This is a genomic window from Stenotrophomonas sp. DR822, assembly GCF_019793815.1.
Taxonomy (GTDB): Bacteria; Pseudomonadota; Gammaproteobacteria; order Xanthomonadales; family Xanthomonadaceae; genus Stenotrophomonas; species Stenotrophomonas indicatrix.
In genome coordinates this window covers 1389755-1405941 of the sequence record NZ_CP081826.1, presented here as the reverse complement: position 1 = coordinate 1405941, position 16187 = coordinate 1389755, and the positions used below count along the sequence as shown (strand labels likewise).

General features: G+C 63.6%; 15 protein-coding genes. 6 read left to right on the top strand and 9 right to left on the bottom strand.

All coding sequences use genetic code 11. The annotated features are described in order from the left end of the window. Positions 1 to 3 precede the first annotated feature (3 nt). Together K5K93_RS06490 and K5K93_RS06485 are read left to right on the top strand one after the other, a co-directional pair. Positions 4 to 240 carry a hypothetical protein gene (locus K5K93_RS06490; RefSeq protein ID WP_222390222.1) on the top strand — a complete coding sequence of 79 codons (237 nt, stop codon included), beginning with the start codon at positions 4 to 6 and terminating at the stop codon, positions 238 to 240. Positions 241 to 915: 675 nt separating this feature from the next. Continuing rightward, positions 916 to 1629, top strand: coding sequence for a hypothetical protein (locus K5K93_RS06485; RefSeq protein WP_222390220.1), 714 nt, complete (start codon positions 916 to 918; stop codon positions 1627 to 1629). A 31-nt stretch (positions 1630 to 1660) separates the two neighbouring features. Here K5K93_RS06485 and K5K93_RS06480 read toward each other — a convergent pair whose 3' ends face one another. The 4 genes from K5K93_RS06480 to K5K93_RS06465 all read right to left on the bottom strand — a co-directional run bounded on the left by K5K93_RS06480 (position 1661) and on the right by K5K93_RS06465 (position 4866). Further along, positions 1661 to 2080 carry a hypothetical protein gene (locus K5K93_RS06480; protein WP_261311939.1) on the bottom strand — a complete coding sequence of 140 codons (420 nt, stop codon included), beginning with the start codon at positions 2078 to 2080 and terminating at the stop codon, positions 1661 to 1663. A gap of 246 nt (positions 2081 to 2326) precedes the next feature. Next, a complete protein-coding gene (locus tag K5K93_RS06475; RefSeq protein WP_155761152.1) occupies positions 2327 to 2875 on the bottom strand; it encodes a GNAT family N-acetyltransferase in 549 nt (182 codons plus the stop codon). Positions 2876 to 3584: 709 nt separating this feature from the next. Further along, positions 3585 to 4589 (bottom strand): reverse transcriptase family protein, encoded by a 1005-nt coding sequence (locus tag K5K93_RS06470; protein WP_222390215.1) that lies wholly within the window; start codon positions 4587 to 4589, stop codon positions 3585 to 3587. Continuing rightward, the gene (locus tag K5K93_RS06465) at positions 4564 to 4866 is read right to left on the bottom strand and encodes a helix-turn-helix transcriptional regulator (protein WP_205404849.1); all 303 of its coding nucleotides are present in this window, start codon (positions 4864 to 4866) and stop codon (positions 4564 to 4566) included. Before K5K93_RS06465 ends, K5K93_RS06470 begins: the two co-directional genes overlap by 26 nt. Positions 4867 to 5876: 1010 nt before the next feature. On the opposite strand from K5K93_RS06465, the gene K5K93_RS06460 reads away from it, so the two are divergent. Beyond that, complete coding sequence (locus tag K5K93_RS06460) at positions 5877 to 6482, top strand: hypothetical protein (RefSeq protein ID WP_093817680.1); 606 nt, start codon at positions 5877 to 5879, stop codon at positions 6480 to 6482. A gap of 27 nt (positions 6483 to 6509) precedes the next feature. Here K5K93_RS06460 and K5K93_RS06455 read toward each other — a convergent pair whose 3' ends face one another. Next, complete coding sequence (locus K5K93_RS06455; protein ID WP_222390212.1) at positions 6510 to 6902, bottom strand: ribonuclease inhibitor; 393 nt, start codon at positions 6900 to 6902, stop codon at positions 6510 to 6512. Between the two features lie 240 nt (positions 6903 to 7142). Here K5K93_RS06455 and K5K93_RS06450 point away from each other — a divergent pair, with 240 nt between their 5' ends. From K5K93_RS06450 to K5K93_RS06440, 3 genes are all read left to right on the top strand, one after another. Next, positions 7143 to 9365, top strand: coding sequence for a methyl-accepting chemotaxis protein (locus K5K93_RS06450; protein ID WP_222390210.1), 2223 nt, complete (start codon positions 7143 to 7145; stop codon positions 9363 to 9365). 153 nt (positions 9366 to 9518) lie between these two features. Continuing rightward, the gene (locus K5K93_RS06445; RefSeq protein WP_025873797.1) at positions 9519 to 9887 is read left to right on the top strand and encodes a glycine zipper 2TM domain-containing protein; all 369 of its coding nucleotides are present in this window, start codon (positions 9519 to 9521) and stop codon (positions 9885 to 9887) included. A gap of 190 nt (positions 9888 to 10077) precedes the next feature. Beyond that, a complete protein-coding gene (locus K5K93_RS06440; protein WP_222390206.1) occupies positions 10078 to 11394 on the top strand; it encodes a hypothetical protein in 1317 nt (438 codons plus the stop codon). A gap of 47 nt (positions 11395 to 11441) precedes the next feature. On the opposite strand, the gene K5K93_RS06435 is transcribed toward K5K93_RS06440, so the two are convergent. The 4 genes from K5K93_RS06435 to K5K93_RS06420 are packed head-to-tail and all read right to left on the bottom strand — an operon-like array spanning position 11442 to position 16120. Further along, positions 11442 to 12569, bottom strand: a complete 1128-nt coding sequence (locus K5K93_RS06435) for an ABC transporter permease (RefSeq protein ID WP_222390205.1) — start codon at positions 12567 to 12569, stop codon at positions 11442 to 11444. Next, entirely contained in the window at positions 12566 to 13753 is a 1188-nt protein-coding gene (locus K5K93_RS06430) for an ABC transporter permease (RefSeq protein ID WP_093817684.1), read from the bottom strand. Before K5K93_RS06430 ends, K5K93_RS06435 begins: the two co-directional genes overlap by 4 nt. Next, positions 13738 to 14751 carry an efflux RND transporter periplasmic adaptor subunit gene (locus K5K93_RS06425; RefSeq protein ID WP_025873793.1) on the bottom strand — a complete coding sequence of 338 codons (1014 nt, stop codon included), beginning with the start codon at positions 14749 to 14751 and terminating at the stop codon, positions 13738 to 13740. The genes K5K93_RS06430 and K5K93_RS06425 overlap by 16 nt, the downstream gene beginning before the upstream one ends. Continuing rightward, entirely contained in the window at positions 14744 to 16120 is a 1377-nt protein-coding gene (locus tag K5K93_RS06420) for a TolC family protein (RefSeq protein WP_222390204.1), read from the bottom strand. Before K5K93_RS06420 ends, K5K93_RS06425 begins: the two co-directional genes overlap by 8 nt. Positions 16121 to 16187: the final 67 nt, after the last annotated feature.

The window sequence follows — 16187 nt, the reverse complement described above, 5'->3', positions numbered from 1 at the left end:
TCAATGAAGCGTTGGCCGTTTGGTCGTTGGCGGCTTGGCCGAGGGCCTGATTCCCCGCCGATCCGCGAGCAGTTGGTCCAACGGAGCCAGATCCTCTTTTACCTCGACGCGTTCCTTGGTTGTAGGAGCGGGCCGTGGCTGAAGGTGAGGCCTGTCATGAATGAGGTCGACTGGGTTTCCGCCTGCGCGCTGGCGCAAAACCTCGGCGGCGACCTCCAAGGCCACTCGAACATCTTCTGAGCGCTCCTGCTGTGTACGCTGAGCCGCTCGTTCGATGGTGCCGCTTAAAACCAGCGCGGCGATTCGGGTTTGTGGATCAGTCATGGTTCCTCCGTCGTTGGTGTGTGCCCGTCGTCGGTCAACTGAGCATCGATGGGTTGGATCGGGCTTTTTCCTGAAGACCTGCCCAGGACGTGCTCCGCGAGCTCCAGAGCGGCTTGGATGTTTCCCAAGCGCTCTTCGCGAGTGCGATGGACGGTGGGATTGAAGCTGCCGCTCAGAAGTAGCGCGGCGATTTGGGTTCGTGGATCTAGCAATGTGCGTCCTCGGTTGGTGTGTACTCGTAGCCAACCAGTTAAGGGAGAATTGGCAAGGGCACTCAGCAGGGAATTGCGCACACAATTGCTACTTAGTCGAAAAGAACTTGCTGGCGGGGAAGCGGTCCCTGGAAAGTCACCTGCAGTCGCGCAGTCGGCCCCACAAGCGGGGCTGACTCCGCCGGCGTTGGATGACGATGGCCCCAAGTTAGCTCTCTAAAGAAATTCGCAACGGGGTCGATAGCCGCATAAGAGGGAGTTGCCCAACCTTTGCGACGAGGACAGGATGTCAATGAAAAAAATGGTTCTAAGCAGTGCGTTCTTGCTTCCTGCGCTCGTAGGATGCGGGGAGGCCGGAGCGCCGGAGTGCGGCGATGAGATGACCCTGGACCTGGTTCGCAGCATCATCCAGCGGGAGCTGGGGGCGGCAAGTGCTGCTGCCAACTTGAGCGCAGAGCAGCTTCGCAGTGTTCTTCCCATCTCTTTGGCTCATCCGACGAGCTTTGATGAGAAGATCAGCCGCTACAGTTGCGAAGCTGACCTGGCCGCGCCATTCAACAACCCTGGGCAGGACGTTTACAAGCTACGGCTTGAATACACCTCTCAGGCGGTCAATGGACAACACTTGGCCGAGGTCCAGGTGCTTCCTGGAGATCTTATTGGCATCGGAGCGGCTATCAGCTCCAATGTCCGGAGCCAAACACAAGCCATGGCTCCCGCAGCTGCGGCCCCAGTGGAAGAGTCACAGGCAGTGGACGTTGATCCTGCTTATGATTCAGCGGTGTCGACGAAGGCGGACGATTACCAAGAGCCCAACTCGGACGAGCCGCTGGCGGATGGCGCTTCGACTGGGCCCAGCTTTGACTGTGGGAATGCGTCGTCGGCCGTAGAGCAAATGATCTGTGCCGATCCGGACCTGGCCCGGTTGGACAAGCAAACTGCAGAGGCGTTTGGTGTCTTCCGGACCCGCTCGATGGACCCGGGCCAGGTTACGGCGAGTCAAGGACGGTGGCGCAGGACAGTACGGGATATATGTGCCGACCAAGCCTGTATAGAGCAGGCCTACCAGACGCGATTGGCTGAGTTGAACTGACCCCTGGGATGTCGCTTCGAGCCAATCCTGCTCAGGGCAGGGGCCGGAGCCTTCCATTCACGACCAGATCAAGAACGCCCCGGGCGACATCGGTTGCGGCCGATATCCACTCGTTGTCATCGCCCGGAAACGCCTCTTCAAGTGGATCTTCCTTCCCTCCGTGAAAGAGGTTGTTACGAACCCGGCGGGCGGCTTGCATCAGCGCCCTCGGGTCTGACGCGCTCAGGGCTTCGGCCCGGAAGGAGGCGATGTTGTGGCCTCCGTGCACGATCACCATCTGGACCATGGGACGATCCCGGTTCCCGCCCAGGATCTTCTGCTTGGTCGCCTCAGACACCGTCGACGTGAGTAGCTCTGGTTGCATCACTTCGAGTGCAGCGTCTACGCCTTGCCAATTCACCTTGGCGGATCCGTTTGAGTAAGCGCCGGTGAACTCGGGGACTTGTTTCAATGCGAACTCAAGGGCACCAAACGCTCGGAGCAGGCGAAAGGCACGGAGTGGGGAGGCGGGCATGTTGGACCTATTTTGACGGGCTACTTGGAATCGCCGAAGACAGGGCCGGGCGCTAGGCCAATCGACCAATTTCCGCCCGGCTCCTGCTGCGCGTGACAAAGTTGTGCGGCGCCTTCGAGGCAACTTCTCGAATAGCTATGCCGAGTCGTGGGGCGCCGTCGCCGAATCGCACAGAAGAAGCGATCATCCCCTATCGCTCCCTGTTTCGTATTTGCGGAGATATTGGAAGGCTGGCTTTCCCGAGGCTTGATCTGTGACGCGCTTTGGCTCAACCGCCAGGACAGCTGACGCAACATGCTGCGAAGCAACGTTGTCTAGGTCGATGATTGCCTCAACAAAGAAGGGCGGATGACCTCTTAGCCCGTTTCTAAGCTCTTCAATGCCTGCTGCGAAAATCTTCTTCGCCAACCCCTTGCCCCGGTGCTTCACCGGGACGGCGTAGCCCGCGGCAAAGACCGGCGAACCGTTCTCATACTCATAGGGGGTTAAGCAGAGGTAGGCGTTCAGCTCTCCGGATTCCAGATACGTATACACGAACCTTGGTGCGCCAGTTTCCCTGTCGGAATAGAAGGAGACATTAGGGTCCACACGACCTTGCTGCACCTGTAGCCCATCGCGGAGCACCTTTTGAAATGATTCCATTGCAGGTGTCGGATCTACGAAATCTGGCACGTCACACCTAACCTTTGCTACGCGGGATCTGAAGTGATATTGGCGCATTTTGATCAACATTTCACCTGGCTGGCATCTGGTGCTGACGGTATGCTGCCCTGTCGCGTGGAGGCCACACTCAGTTGAATCGGAACGCCGCATGAGCAATAACCTCCACAGATTTTGAAGATGGTGAATTCTTCCTCTAGGAGGGGGAGGGGGCACTTGCCCGGCGAACGGCGTGGTCTTCGAGAGCCTGGATCGATTGCTTTCCACGGCTTGATCCAAGCCATAAGTTGGCGGGTCTCCCACTCGCTTGGCCGACCAGACGCGCCCCACCAAGTCCGGCCCGAACGCGGCGTTAGCCCGTTGCATGACCTTCGCGGGTGTCTCAGGGCCGGGGATCAACGCAAGCGAACAGGTCGCCTTGTCGGACTCAACGTATTGCCGTGGCCAGCAAGCCGATTCCTGCCCTCTTGTAGAGGTGGCTGTGCCGCCGCATCGTCTTAGTCAAGCCTTGGACTGTAACCGGCGCCTCGCGCGTGTCCATCGTCGGACAGAGAAGCTGAGCGCTTTGCTGGGGTGGCATTAGGCCCGTCTTAGTCTGAAAGTGGGTGCTTCCAGAAACACCCAGAGCCTGTGGCGGGAGGGAGAGCGCTCACGCAGCTTCTCCGCCACCTGCGGCGCTGGAAAAAGATGTCCACGACCTGCTGGACCTTTTACGGTATCGTGACTTTCGTGCCAACCCTCCGGGACACGGTGATATTTTGACGTTCCCGCGCGCTTTCCTTTATGCTTTTTCTGCCGCGGAAATAGCGGTCGGCAGAGCGGCCGATCGGCGACGGCGTCGTGCGGGAGGGAGAGTGCTTCGTAGCTTCTGAGCTTCCGCTTTCAGGGCCTTGCCGCGCTGCTGGTCCAGATTGCCAATGTTCTCAAGTTGGCCAACCAACCCGCGTTTGACCTTGGTACTGGCACTGGTGCCTTTAACCAGAGTTCGAGACTCGTGCATCTCCTTGTGTTTCCTGTTGGGCGCCCTGCTGATCCCATCGCGAAAGGCTCGTCCGGTAACCACTTTGGCGCTCGCCTTCCTAAAGACTTTTGCTTTCTCCACTTTCGAGGCAAAGCCGAACCTTCTTAGGACACGATCCAGCCACCGAACGTCACCGTGTCCGATGGTGTTGCCTGTGATTGCAACGTCATCCACATAGAGCGAGAACATGCCTCCTTGGTCCGCAACACGCTTGGCGATCAGGTCGAACATGTCACGGCAGGCCCAAAATGACAGCAGTACACTGGCAGGGGAGCCGGTCGCTAGCTTTCCGTTGTAGCAGACCAAGTCGGCCATCGCATCAGCAATATCCCCAGGGCATTGGAATACGTTTCTGAAAAGCTTGAAGACGCGTTGACGCGTGATGCTAGGGTAGAAATCGGAGACATCCACAGTCACCGTTGCGCCTTCCGCAAGCATGTGGCATTCGGAATTGGTGAGGTGAGAGCGCTTCGGGATACCAGAGTGCAGATAGTCCGGAACGCAGATCTGCTTGAGCAGTACGTTAAGTCGCTTCTGAAGCGGCTTAACGACCGCGTTTGGAGCCTGAATTAGACGTTTTTTACCGGTCCGACGATGAGTTTGGTAGAACTCGCTGAAGTTATCGGGCCGTTTGCACAGTGCTCGCAGGGCGCTTGGGGTTCCATCCCATTGAAGCACACGCGCGAGTGCTTTTAAGGTCGGTAGCCGAAAGAACGCGGACGACGTGATGTCATAGCGGTTAGCGCTTTTCCGGGGGAGCGTCATCGTTAGAATCCAGTGTCCATTCCAAGATTTTCATCAGCCTCTTGGCGTTCTTCTGACGTCGCTCCGAGGAGCCTTCAAGGGCTTCGGCGAAGCTTAGGAACGTTGAAGGCGGCACATCGAATACTTCTGCGAACTTGTGTAGAAGCTCGACTGACGCAGCCTTCTTTCCTGACTCGATCTCAGATAGATGAGAGCGTGATATGCCCAGGCGCTCCGCCAGCTCACCTTGTTGCATTCGGTGAACCTCGCGGACCGTCTTTAAAGCTTTGTGAAGCATTTCCTCTCTTCCTGCATGTGTAGATAAAAAGGAGGGTGCTACTGATGAGTCTTAGAGTCCGAATGTCCTGCGCCGTGCTTAGCGGTCAAAGTGGTCATACAACTTCCACACGACCATCAAGAGACGGAACAACCAAGGACCACCAAAAACTCGTTTGAACCATTTCAGCAGCAGCTGGCGCTTGTCATCTTTCCTGTCAACAGGTGAGACCATGTTGGTGTCCTCGATGCACCTTTCCGGGATTGGAAAGGCTCCGTTGCTACATCGAGAATGGGGAACGCCAGTTACTACCCTCCTCCAATCTATGGCTGCGAGCCGTTGCCGCAGCCACCTGACCCTTCCCGATGGTCCCGGCCGTGGCCGGCCGCTGACGCGTCGCTCGGGGTGTTTTGGGCTATTCGCCCTCGAGTGGTCGCCCACTCACACCATGGCACGGATTGTTGCTCCCCGCGATGACGACATCAGCCTAACAGCTAAGCACCCGTTTTGTCGCTCAGAGCGACATCATTTCGCTATCTGGCGTTCAGTTATTGGTCAAAGACCAGTTGCGGCGATGTTGCGTCGGAGCATGGGTCTCGCGGGTGATGCCGAAGATCCTTGCGGCACAAGGTTCTTGGTGATTACGATCTTCTTTTAGCCGTTTTGCTTCATCAGCGGGGTGTGTTCGGCGGACTTGTCTTTGGACATGGGACTCGTGGATCAGGGGCGTCCGCTCGCGCCGGAGGGCAGCGGGGCGGAGCCGGTACAGGGCTGTCCATGGTAACTGGTCGGGGCAGGGGGGACGCTTTTGCCGGGGGCGTGGCACGTGTCGCAGGTGAACAGCTGCGGTGGCGCGTGCGACTTTCAATGGTTGTGCGGGAGGCTCGGGCGATGGGCGATTGCGAGTGAAACGGTCGTTGCCGGCGCCAGCCTGCTGGTGCTGGGTGAATCCGCGTTATGGGTCACAGCTTTCGGAGGGATTTCCGGCGGAGGGTGGATCGCCGCAATCGGGCGGTCAAACGGAGTCATGCATGTTCCTTCGGGTGTTGCTTGCGATATTTCTGGCCTGCACCGCGGGTCTTTCCCTGGCGGCAGAGGCGGCGCCGTCGAATGACCTGCACCACCTTGCGTTGCGGGTGCTGCACGACGGGGTCCCCGCGTTCTCGCCCCGGCTGAGCGTGCGGCAGGGGCGCACGGCGACCGTCGCGCTGGAGGGCAGGCATGGGCAACGCTATAGCCTGGTGGTCGACATTGCCGAAGCGGAGGCAATCGCCGGCGAAGCGGGTGCAGACCTGCAGTGGAGCCTGTGGCAGGACGGGACGCTGCTGCAGGAGGGCGCATTGACGATCTCTCCGGCGATGGTGCAGGCGGCGGCACTGGAGGGGCGGCCGCTGGGTGTCCGCAAGCGTGGGCTGGGCGGGGGACAGGTCGACGTCCAGGTGCTGGACTATTCGGTGGAGGCGTCGCCCTTGGGAGGAGATGGCAGGGCGACTGCCTGTGCCATCGCCTCGCCGATGGCAACCGCTCGCGATAAGGGATGTTGTGCAGCGAAGTGCCAGGATGGCAGCGGACAGTCGCTCAAGTGCTGTGGTGCAAGCTCCTGCTGTGCATGTGGTACCTGTTGCCACGTTCCTTGATGGGCGTCGGCAGCAGGCGTGGCAGCCTCAGGCCTGTACCAGGGTGATGTCCGGGTGGCTGGCGAAGATATCCATCACGATGTCGAAGTAGGTCTGCCCCTCGCCACGTTGCAGGGCGTCCAGCTGGCGGCCGATGGTTTCGGCATTGAACGTACCCGGCTGCCGCAGCTTGTCTTCCAGCCACGCGCGCGTGGCCTCCAATCCCAGTGCCTCTCGGCTGCGGTCGATGTCGCGCCAGACCAGCGTGGCGGTTTCGTGCCCGGCCAGCGCGCCATAACCGCCGTACAGCAGATCGTCCAGCCCATCGAGACTGGGCCCGAGCTGCCAGGCTTCGCCGGCCATGAATACCCGGTTGATTTCCGCATAGAGGCTGGGGATATCAACAATGGCGGTGCCTTCGATCTGCAGGAATACGGTCATGCGCCGACTATAGCGTTGCGCTGCCAAAGAGCGCGCGACTTATTCATCGGGGTGATACGTTCCCAACCCGCCTTCATTGCTGGACGATGCGGGGCTGCGGGGGGGCAATCAGCAGGCAGCAAAGAAAGAAAATCCGCTTGAACGCATTTATGTTAATGAGGCGTTGTTTTAATAAATGTACTTAAAGTTTCCCCAGGGTCGTGCCGCCACCGATATAGGGCCACGATCAAGGGAATTGAGATGCTCGCCTTACGCAACCTCCGTGTGGGATCCCGGCTTTCCGCCGGCTTCGGTCTGCTGTTGCTGTTCATCCTGGCCATCGTCGGCCTGGTGCTGTACGGAAACCATCTGAAGTCCGCCCAGTTCGAGAAAGTGGTGGGCGTGAACATGGTCAAGATGCGGATGTTGAACGACATGCTCGATACCAACAACGCGGTGCTGATGCATCGTCGCCTGATGGTGATCAAGCGCGGCGAGGAGTTCGACAAGGATTACCAGCGGGCGCAGGAACTGAGCCGCACCTACGACGGTATCTGGGACAAGTACGTCAAGATTCCCCGCGATGCCACCGGCGATACGCTGGTGGCGCAGATCGCGGCGGCACGCAAGGCCACCGACGTCTCCACTCAACAATTGCACGAGCGGATGAAGGCGGGCGACTACGACGGTGCAGCTACCGAGCTGTTGGCCGAGCACGGTCTGGCCACCGCCTGGAATGGAGCGATCTCCAGCCTGCTGCGGCACCAAGAGACCCTGACCGAACGCAGCCGTGAGGAATACCGCGCCACGGAAGCGTGGACGGGAACCCTGTCCATCGCCTTCGGTGTGCTCAGCCTGATTCTCGGCGCACTGGCTGCGTGGGCGATCACCCGCAGCCTGACCCGCCCCTTGGCGGGCGCGGTGAAGTTGGCCGATGGCATCGCCAACGGCCGCCTGGACAACGTCATCGATGCTTCGGGCAACGACGAGGTGACCCAGTTGCTGAAGTCCATGCAGCGCATGCAGGGGCAGCTGCAGGCGGTGATGGCCGCGCAGGGCGAGATGGCGCGGCAGCACGATGATGGCAGCCTGGGTTATCGCATGGACGAGAACGCCTTCCCCGGCGATTACGGGCGCATGGTGCATGACACCAACGCGCTGGTGGGTTCGCACGTGCACGTGCAGAACCGCCTGATCGAGGTGATGAAGCACTACGCGCGCGGCGACCTGTCGGTGGACATGGATCGCCTGCCGGGCGAGAAGGCGGCGATCACCCAGGCGATGGACGAGACCAAATCGAGTCTGTCGGCCATCAACGGCGAGATCCGCCGTCTGGCCACAGCCGCGGCCGCAGGCGACTTCAGCCTGCGTGGCGACGAAACGCGCTTTGAGCATGATTTCGGCGAGATGGTGACCGGGCTGAACCGGTTGATGCAGACCACCGACGAGAACTTGGTGCAGGTGTCGAGTCTGTTGCAGGCGATCTCGCGCGGCGATCTGACCGTACGCATGCAGGGTGACTTCCACGGCGTGTTCGCCCGCATGCGGGACGACTGCAATGCCACCGTCGAGCAGTTGACCAAGATCGTCGGCCGCATCCAGACCAGTGCATCCAGCATCAATCTGGCGGCGGGGGAGATTGCCTCGGGCAATACCGATCTGTCGCGGCGTACCGAGCAGCAGGCGGCCAACCTGGAAGAAACGGCAGCGTCGATGGAGGAGCTGACCTCCACGGTGAAGCAGAACGCCGAACACGCGCGCCAGGCCAACCAGCTGGCGATCGGTGCGCATGGGGTGGCCTCGCAGGGCGGCGAAGTGGTGGGGCAGGTAGTGACCACCATGAGCGCCATCGAAGCGTCGTCGAAGAAGATCGCCGAGATCATCAGCGTGATCGATGGCATCGCCTTCCAGACCAACATCCTGGCGCTCAACGCCGCCGTGGAAGCGGCACGTGCGGGTGAGCAGGGCAGGGGTTTTGCGGTGGTGGCCAGCGAGGTGCGCACCTTGGCACAGCGCTCGGCGGGAGCGGCCAAGGAGATCAAGGGCCTGATCGAGGAGTCGGTGGGCAAGGTGTCCGACGGCTCGGCGCTGGTGCGTCAGGCCGGCACGACGATGGGCGAGATTGTCGCCTCGGTGCAGCGGGTGACCGACATCATGGCGGAGATCTCTGCAGCCTCGCAGGAGCAGAGCTCGGGCATCGAGCAGGTCAACCAGACGGTGATGCAGATGGACGAAACCACCCAGCAGAACGCTGCGCTGGTGGAAGAGGCCAGCGCTGCTGCGCGGTCAATGGAAGAACAGGCCAACCTGCTGGCCGAGGCGGTGTCGGTGTTCCGCACCGGTGCGACGGTGGCGGCAGCAGCGGTCCGGCCGATGCTCGCTGCGGTCGCTGCGAGCGTGCCGCCAGTGCGTCGCGTGACCGGGGTGCCTCTCCGGAATGCCCCGTCGCTCGCTGCCAACACGGGTGGGTGGGAAGAGTTCTAAGCCGGGTGGGAGACGGCGCCCATCGCGAGGCTGGTCGCGATGGGCGCATTTTTGTTCCTGAACCGATGATGGCCGCTGAGCGCCTGGAGACGTGGATTTCACCTGCATTTGCCACGTGCAGGCAGACACTTGCGCCATACCGGAGCACAGGAGATGGCCATGAAGACCTCGACCCGACTGATGGTGCTGGGCACCCTGCTGGCGGCCTCGTCCGTTGCTGGCGCACAGAATTACGGCCCGCGTGATGAAGGGCGCAAGTTCAACGATGGCAGCCGCGTGGTCTGCAAGAACGTGGAAGTGCAGCGCAATACCCGCGATCCCAACCGCATCACCGGTACCGCTACGGGCGCCGTGGTCGGTGGCCTGCTGGGCAACCAGGTAGGCGGCGGCAACGGCAAGAAGCTGGCGACTGTCGCCGGTGCCGTGGCGGGCGGTGCAGCTGGGCGGCAGATCCAGGGCAACCATCAGCAGAAGACCGGTGACCGCGTGGTCGAGCGCCGTTGTGAGCGCGTCTATCGCTGATCCCTCCATGCGCTAACCCCTTCCACACTGCTGTACCCCGAACGCCGGCCCTGAGCTGGCGTTCTCCGTTTCCGGACCGGTTCCGTGGGGCAGGGCGCATGCCTATACTGCGCCGACCTCCAGGGATGAATCGCCAGTGAACAAGTCGAGCGCTGTAGACCGTCGGGAACCGTCCGATGTTGCTGATGCAATGCCTCGCACGACAGCCAGCTACTCCCGCGTGCGTGACCGCACCGACGAGCTGGAGCTGTTCATTTCCGGCCTGCTCGCCTTCGCACTGCTCGCCGTGCCGGGCTACCTGTTCGACGCGTGGGCGCGCAGCAGCCTGCATACCGAAGGTGTCTATTTCCAGGCGCTGTGGTTCGCCTTCAGCATCGGCGTCGGCATGTGCTACGTGCTGGCGGTGGCCTTGATCATCCACTTGGCCGTGCGCGGTTACTGGATCGGCCTGATCGGCCTGAAATCGCACTTCCCCAACGGTATCGACTGGGACCGGTTGACGATGCTGGGGCCGTTCTCACGCGCGTTCCTGCAGCAGCGCGACGGCGGCCTCGACGGCACCATTGAACGCGCGGACCGGCTTGCCACCATGCTGTTCTCGACCACGCTGCTGTGCGTGCAGACCCTGGCCGGCACGCTGGTGGTGGCCATTGTCTCGCTGGGCGTGGCGATGGCCATCGGCGCCGCCTTCGGCGATGTCGATCGCATCACGCTGGGAATCGTTGCGGTGTTGATGCTCTGTCTGCTCGGTCTGGCGATGGTGCCGATGCTGCTGGAAAAGTCGATCGCGCGGCGTCGCGCGCGGGGCCTGGACACGGCACGGCAGGAGAAGCGACTGCAGTCGGTGCTGGCTGGCCTGCAGCGGGTACCCATGCTGCGCCTGCTGCAGACCATGCAGTGGACCCTGCAGAGCAACCTGCGCGGCCGCTCGTTCACGGTGATCTATATTTCGGCGGTGATGCTGGCGATGGTGCTCGCCGCCCTGCAGGTCTATGGCTCGATGACGTTCTCGCTGTTCAACCGCTACAGCGTGCTGACCGAGGAGGCAGTGAACCACGGCATGCTGGGCGCGCACTACGAATCGCTGCGCTCGGCGCACGACCAGTTGCTGCCTTATCCGATGATTCCGGCCGATACCATCAGTGCATCGCGCTTGCGCCTGTTCATTCCCCATCGCCCGCAGCGTGACAACCCGGTGGCGCGACAGCGCTGCGCCGGTGGTGCAAGCAACGAAGCGCACGGCGCACTGGCCGCGACAGCAGCGGTGAACTGCATGGCCACGCTGTGGACGGTGCAGCTCGACGGCGGCAAGGTCGACCTGCACGATTTCGTGCCGATGGAACGCCGCGACCTGGACATGCGCGGGCTGGTGGGCTATCTGCCGATGGCGGACCTGAAGCCGGGCCGGCATGACCTGCGACTGGTCTGGAACGTGGACGGCGGCGAACGCGGCCCCAGCCGTCGTCGCGAGTACAGCATCCCGTTCTGGTACGCGCCAGACCCGTAAAAGGGGACGGAGGGGATTAAGTCGCTTTTTTTCCCTCTCCGTGCCAGCTACGACTTAATCCCCTCCGTCCCCTTTGGGCTGTGCAGGCGCCAGAGGGCGAGGGCGCCGTACAGCGCCAGCAGCACGGCCAGGGTGATCAGTTCGTGGCTGACCTCGGCCAGGCTGGCGTCCATCTGGTTCAGGCGCACCATCAGGTTGATGCCGGAGGTGGTCGGCAGCAGCTGCGCCAGCCACACCAGCGGGCGCGGGGTCATCACCGCCGGCCACGACAGGCTGGCCAGGAAGAACAGCGGGATCGAGGTGGCGATGATGTACTGGAAGGCGCGTTCGCGGGTGCGGAAGAAGCTGCCGAGGAACAGGCCGAACGCCACCGTGGCAGCGATGAACAGGGTGCCGCCGAGTAGCTGGCCGAGCGGGTTGCCGCCACGCGGATAGTCCTGCACCCAGGCGGTGAAGCCGGCGTACCAGAACAGCCCGAACAGCCCGATCAGGCCGAAGCCAAGGGCCATGCCGGTCAGGGTGGGCAGGTCGAACTGCAGGCGCCGGCCCAGCACCAGCCGGCGACCGCCGAGCAGCACGCCGATGCCCATCAGCAGCGTCTGGTGCACGATCAGTTCGGCCACGCCGGGCACGATCGCGCTGCCATAGCCTTCCTGCGTGTTGAACAAGGGCCGCTGCACGAGGGTGACCGGTGGTGCCTGTGGCGCGCCCATGAACGCGGCCTGGGTGACCGCCGCCTCACGGCCGAACGCACCCAGTGCATCGGCCACGCTGCCCAGCACCCAGCTGGCGCGGCCGAGGTAGGCGCCGTTGCCGAGCAGCACCAGTTTGGCCGGATGCCCGCGCAGGATGTCGCGTTCCAGGTTGGCCGGGATCAGCACGATACCTTCGGCCTGGCCCGCCTCCAGCTGTGCGCGCGCTTCCTGCAGGTCGGCCGGTTGCCCGACCACATGGGCCACGCGCAGCGAATCGAGCTTGCGCAGCAGCTCGCGGCTGGTCGCGCTGTGGTCTTCATCGACCACCAGCACGGGCAGGTTGCCGGCCACCTGATGGCGATAGGCGGCGGGGTAGAAGAACGAGTACAGAATCACCGCGCCGACCATCACCACGATCGCATAGCGGTCGCAGAGCACGGCCAACAGGGTCTGTCGCAGGCTGTGCCAGATCCGGCTCATGCGCCCGCCCCGGCCGGCTGCGCGGCCTGCGGCGTGCGCGCGAACGCCAGCAGGCGCCAGCCGCCGATGCCGCCAGCAACCGCGATCATCAGCAGCAGCGTGGCCAGCGGCCATAGCGACACCGCCAACGGCGAGCCGATGAACTGCTGCTGGGTCTGCAGCTTGATGTAGGCGCTGAGCGGCAGCAGCAGGTGCCAGACGCGGGTGAACAACGGTGCGTCGATCACCGGGAACGTGGCGCTGGAGAACGCCAGCGCGGTGCCGATGCTCAGGCCCACGGCGGACAGGGCCGTGCCCATGTCACGGGTAACGCCAACGAAGAACAGGGCATAGGCCGCGGTGGCCAGGTAGAACAGCGGCTGTGCGAGCAGCAGAAGAAGCACGCTGCCAGCGATGCCGTCGCCACGCAGCCAGGCCAGGTAGGCCGCGCCCAGCGCGCCGTACAACGAGAACAGCAGCACGTAGGGCAGCACCTTGCCGGCAATGGCCGACCATGGTGCATGGCCCAGCCAGGCGGGCAGGGTACCGTCGCGGATCTCACGGCCGAGGCTGCCGGCCACGGCCAGCGCCAGTACCAGCGACAGTACCGCCGGGAAGATCAGTGGCAGCAGGAACAGTTCGTAGCTGCGCGCCGGATTGAAGAGGATGTCCGACTGCACCGCGATGGGGGCGGCACGCAACTTGCCCGGCCCGACCTGCAGGCCGATGCGTTCGCGCAGCAACCGCGCGTTCCATGCCGATACCGCGTCGCCGATATCCCGAGCGGCGGACTGGCCGGTGGTCATGTACGTGGCGTTGTAATAGGAAAACACCGTACCCTGCCGGCCGCGCAGCGCCTGGCGGGTCACATCGCGCGGCACCAGCACCACCGCGAACACCTCCAGCCGGCGCAGCTGCGTGCGCGCCTCCTCCATATCGGCCGGTTGGCGGGCGATGCGCACGCCGGGGCTGGCGTCGAGCATGCGCAGCAGCAGGCGGCTGTCGCTGCTGTGGTCAAGGTCGACCACGGCAATCGGCACATCGCGCATCACCGATGCGGAGAACATCCAGGCCATCACCACCAGCATCAACAGCGGCAGCACGGTGACCAGTGCAAGGTCCGCACGGTTGCTGCGCAACCGGCGCAGTTCGCGCTGCCATGAGCTGCCGAAGCTGCTGCGGCTGGTGTTCAGTGCTGCGGCCATGCGAACAGCACGCTCATGCCGGGGCGGAAGCCCTCGATGCGGCGTACCGGGCGCACCCGCACTTCGAAGCTGCGCACGTCATAGCCCGATGACTGGCGGGTGGTGCGCCAGGTGGCGTAGTCGCCCGCGGGATTGATGAAGTAGACCTCGAACTCACCGTCCTTGCCGAGTGCCGGCACGCTGCCCTGCAGCTTGCTGCCGACCTTCAGGCCCTGCATCTGCGATTCGCGCAGGTTCATCGACACCCACATGCGGTCGATGTCGACCAGGGTGAACACCGGGTAGCCGGCTGGCACCAGTTCGCCCGGGTCGGCCATGCGCTTGTTGATCTCGCCGGCCACCGGCGCGCGGCCTTCCACTTCAACGCGCGCGGCGTTGACTTCCGCCACCGCGCCCTGGGCCTGCTGCACCTGGCCCTGCGCGGCACGCTTGTCCTGTTCGCGCGCGCCGGTCAACGCCATGTCGTACTGGGCGCGGGCGGCGCGGGCCAGTTCGCGCGAGCTGGTGGCCTGGGCCGCCGCTTCATCGCGCTTCTGCCGGGTCATCACCCCTTCGTTGAACAGGTTCTGCACGCGCCGGTAGGTGGCATCGGCAAGCGTGGCACCGGCCTCGGCGCGCTTCCAGTTGGCTTCGGCTGCGCGGATGTCTTCGCTGCGTGCGCCTTCGGCAGCCTTGTCGGCCACCGCCTGCGCCGCAGCCAGTGCGCCGTGCGCTTGCTGTTCCTTGGCTGCCACTTCGGGGCTGTCGAGCAGGAACAGCACCTGCCCGGCCTGCACGCGATCGCCCTCGCGGACCTTCAGTTCGGCCACGCGCGCGGTGATCTTGGCGGACACGTTGAGGGTATCGGCGTCGGCCATGCCCTGGATCTGGTCGGCGGGGCTGCGCCAGGCCAGCCACAGGCCCAGCACCACCGCCACCAGCAGCACCACCAGCAGAATCGGCCCCAGCCGGCGCTTGCCCGGGGGCGTCGTTGCTTCGTCGTGCAACACATCACTCATGATCAATTACCTCGTCTGCACGCCGCCGATGGTCTTCAAAGCGGTCCATCTGTCCACTCACCTCGAGCAGTTGTGCCAAGGCGATATCGTATTGGTAGGCGGCCTGCGCACGTTCGACGCGGGCACCACCGAGACCGAGCCGCGCGTCGATCACGTCCAGCGAGGTGGCCTGGCCTTCGCGGAAGGCCAGCTCCTGCAGGCGCAGGTTCTCGTCGGCCTGGGCGATGCTGCTGTCCAGCAGCACGAACTGCTGGCGTGCGGTTTCCAGCTCGTTCCAGGCCTTGCGCACACCCAGCGCGACCTGGTTCTCGGCCTCGCGCAGGCCGGCCTCGGCCTGTTCCTGCTGCGCGCGTGCTGCACTGATCTGTGCCGGCCGTGAGTTCGGCGACAGGAAGGTGTACTTCAGGCCGATGCCGAACGCCCAGTCCGGATCGGTCAGCATTTCGTCGCGGCGCCGGAAGTCGTACTGGCCGAACAGGAATACCGTTGGCTTCAGCTTGGCCTGCTGCACGCGCACGCCCTGTTCGGCCTGCGCCACGATCGCCCGCAGGCGGGCGATCTGCGGCTGCCGTGCCTGCGCGGTGCGCTCGAAGGTGGCGACCGGTTCCAGCGGCGCGCGCTGCACGAACAGCGGCGACAGCGGCTGCACATCGCCGCCACTGCGCAACAGCGTGGCCAGCGCAGCCTTCAGCGTGGCCAGATCATTGAGGGTCTTCTGGTACTCGCGCTCGGCCTTGTCGCGGGCGACGGTGGCCTGCAGGCGCTGCGCACGCGTGGCGAAGCCCTCGCGTTCCAGTTTCTCGGCATCGGACAGGTGGCGGTTCAAGCCATCGCGCACGTCGCGGCGCACGATCACTGCCTGTTCGGCCAAGCGCTGACCGAAGTAGGCCTGGGCCAGTTGCACGGTCAGCGACTGCCGCTGCGCTTCGCGCTCGGCGCTGGCCTGTTCGCTGGCCGCGCCGGCAGCACGCTGCGCGGCCGGAATCAGGCCGCCGGTGTACAGCGGCAGCACCGCAGTGACCACCGGCCGTGTGCGCCAGTCGCGCTCGGTGAACGACAGCGGTGAGTCGATGCCAAAGGCTTCGGCCACCGGCGCCAGCGAGCCCAGCGGCAGGGTCAGTGTCTTCTGGAACTGCAGGCGCCGCACTTCGCCGGTGATCTCCGGCAGGCGCAGCAGGCGAGTGGCCTCGTGCAGTTCTTCCTTGTTGCGCACGCCGGCATCAGCAGCGGCCAGCGCGTCGGAGACCTGTTCCAGACGCTGCCGCGCCTGTTCCCATTCCAGTGCGGGAGGCGCGCTGGTCTGTGCCGCTGCAGCCAGCGGCAGGCTGGCCAGCAAGGCCAGGCCGGCAGCGCCGAGCGCGCGATGCATCCTTGTCCGTGGGCAGCTCAGGCGCATGCCGTTCCTGTAGTGAAGAAGTGGGCAAACGGTAGTGGTC

Excerpts from the sequence above, each read along its gene's own strand:
- K5K93_RS06490 (WP_222390222.1), top strand. The coding sequence starts at position 4 with ATGAAGCGTTGGCCGTTTGGTCGTTGGCGGCTTGGCCGAGGGCCTGAT.
- K5K93_RS06485 (WP_222390220.1), top strand. The coding sequence starts at position 916 with ATGACCCTGGACCTGGTTCGCAGCATCATCCAGCGGGAGCTGGGGGCG.
- K5K93_RS06475 (WP_155761152.1), bottom strand. The coding sequence starts at position 2,875 with ATGTTGATCAAAATGCGCCAATATCACTTCAGATCCCGCGTAGCAAAG.
- K5K93_RS06470 (WP_222390215.1), bottom strand. The coding sequence starts at position 4,589 with ATGACGCTCCCCCGGAAAAGCGCTAACCGCTATGACATCACGTCGTCC.
- K5K93_RS06465 (WP_205404849.1), bottom strand. The coding sequence starts at position 4,866 with ATGCTTCACAAAGCTTTAAAGACGGTCCGCGAGGTTCACCGAATGCAA.
- K5K93_RS06460 (WP_093817680.1), top strand. The coding sequence starts at position 5,877 with ATGTTCCTTCGGGTGTTGCTTGCGATATTTCTGGCCTGCACCGCGGGT.
- K5K93_RS06455 (WP_222390212.1), bottom strand. The coding sequence starts at position 6,902 with ATGACCGTATTCCTGCAGATCGAAGGCACCGCCATTGTTGATATCCCC.
- K5K93_RS06450 (WP_222390210.1), top strand. The coding sequence starts at position 7,143 with ATGCTCGCCTTACGCAACCTCCGTGTGGGATCCCGGCTTTCCGCCGGC.
- K5K93_RS06445 (WP_025873797.1), top strand. The coding sequence starts at position 9,519 with ATGGCCATGAAGACCTCGACCCGACTGATGGTGCTGGGCACCCTGCTG.
- K5K93_RS06440 (WP_222390206.1), top strand. The coding sequence starts at position 10,078 with ATGCCTCGCACGACAGCCAGCTACTCCCGCGTGCGTGACCGCACCGAC.
- K5K93_RS06435 (WP_222390205.1), bottom strand. The coding sequence starts at position 12,569 with ATGAGCCGGATCTGGCACAGCCTGCGACAGACCCTGTTGGCCGTGCTC.
- K5K93_RS06430 (WP_093817684.1), bottom strand. The coding sequence starts at position 13,753 with ATGGCCGCAGCACTGAACACCAGCCGCAGCAGCTTCGGCAGCTCATGG.
- K5K93_RS06425 (WP_025873793.1), bottom strand. The coding sequence starts at position 14,751 with ATGAGTGATGTGTTGCACGACGAAGCAACGACGCCCCCGGGCAAGCGC.
- K5K93_RS06420 (WP_222390204.1), bottom strand. The coding sequence starts at position 16,120 with ATGCATCGCGCGCTCGGCGCTGCCGGCCTGGCCTTGCTGGCCAGCCTG.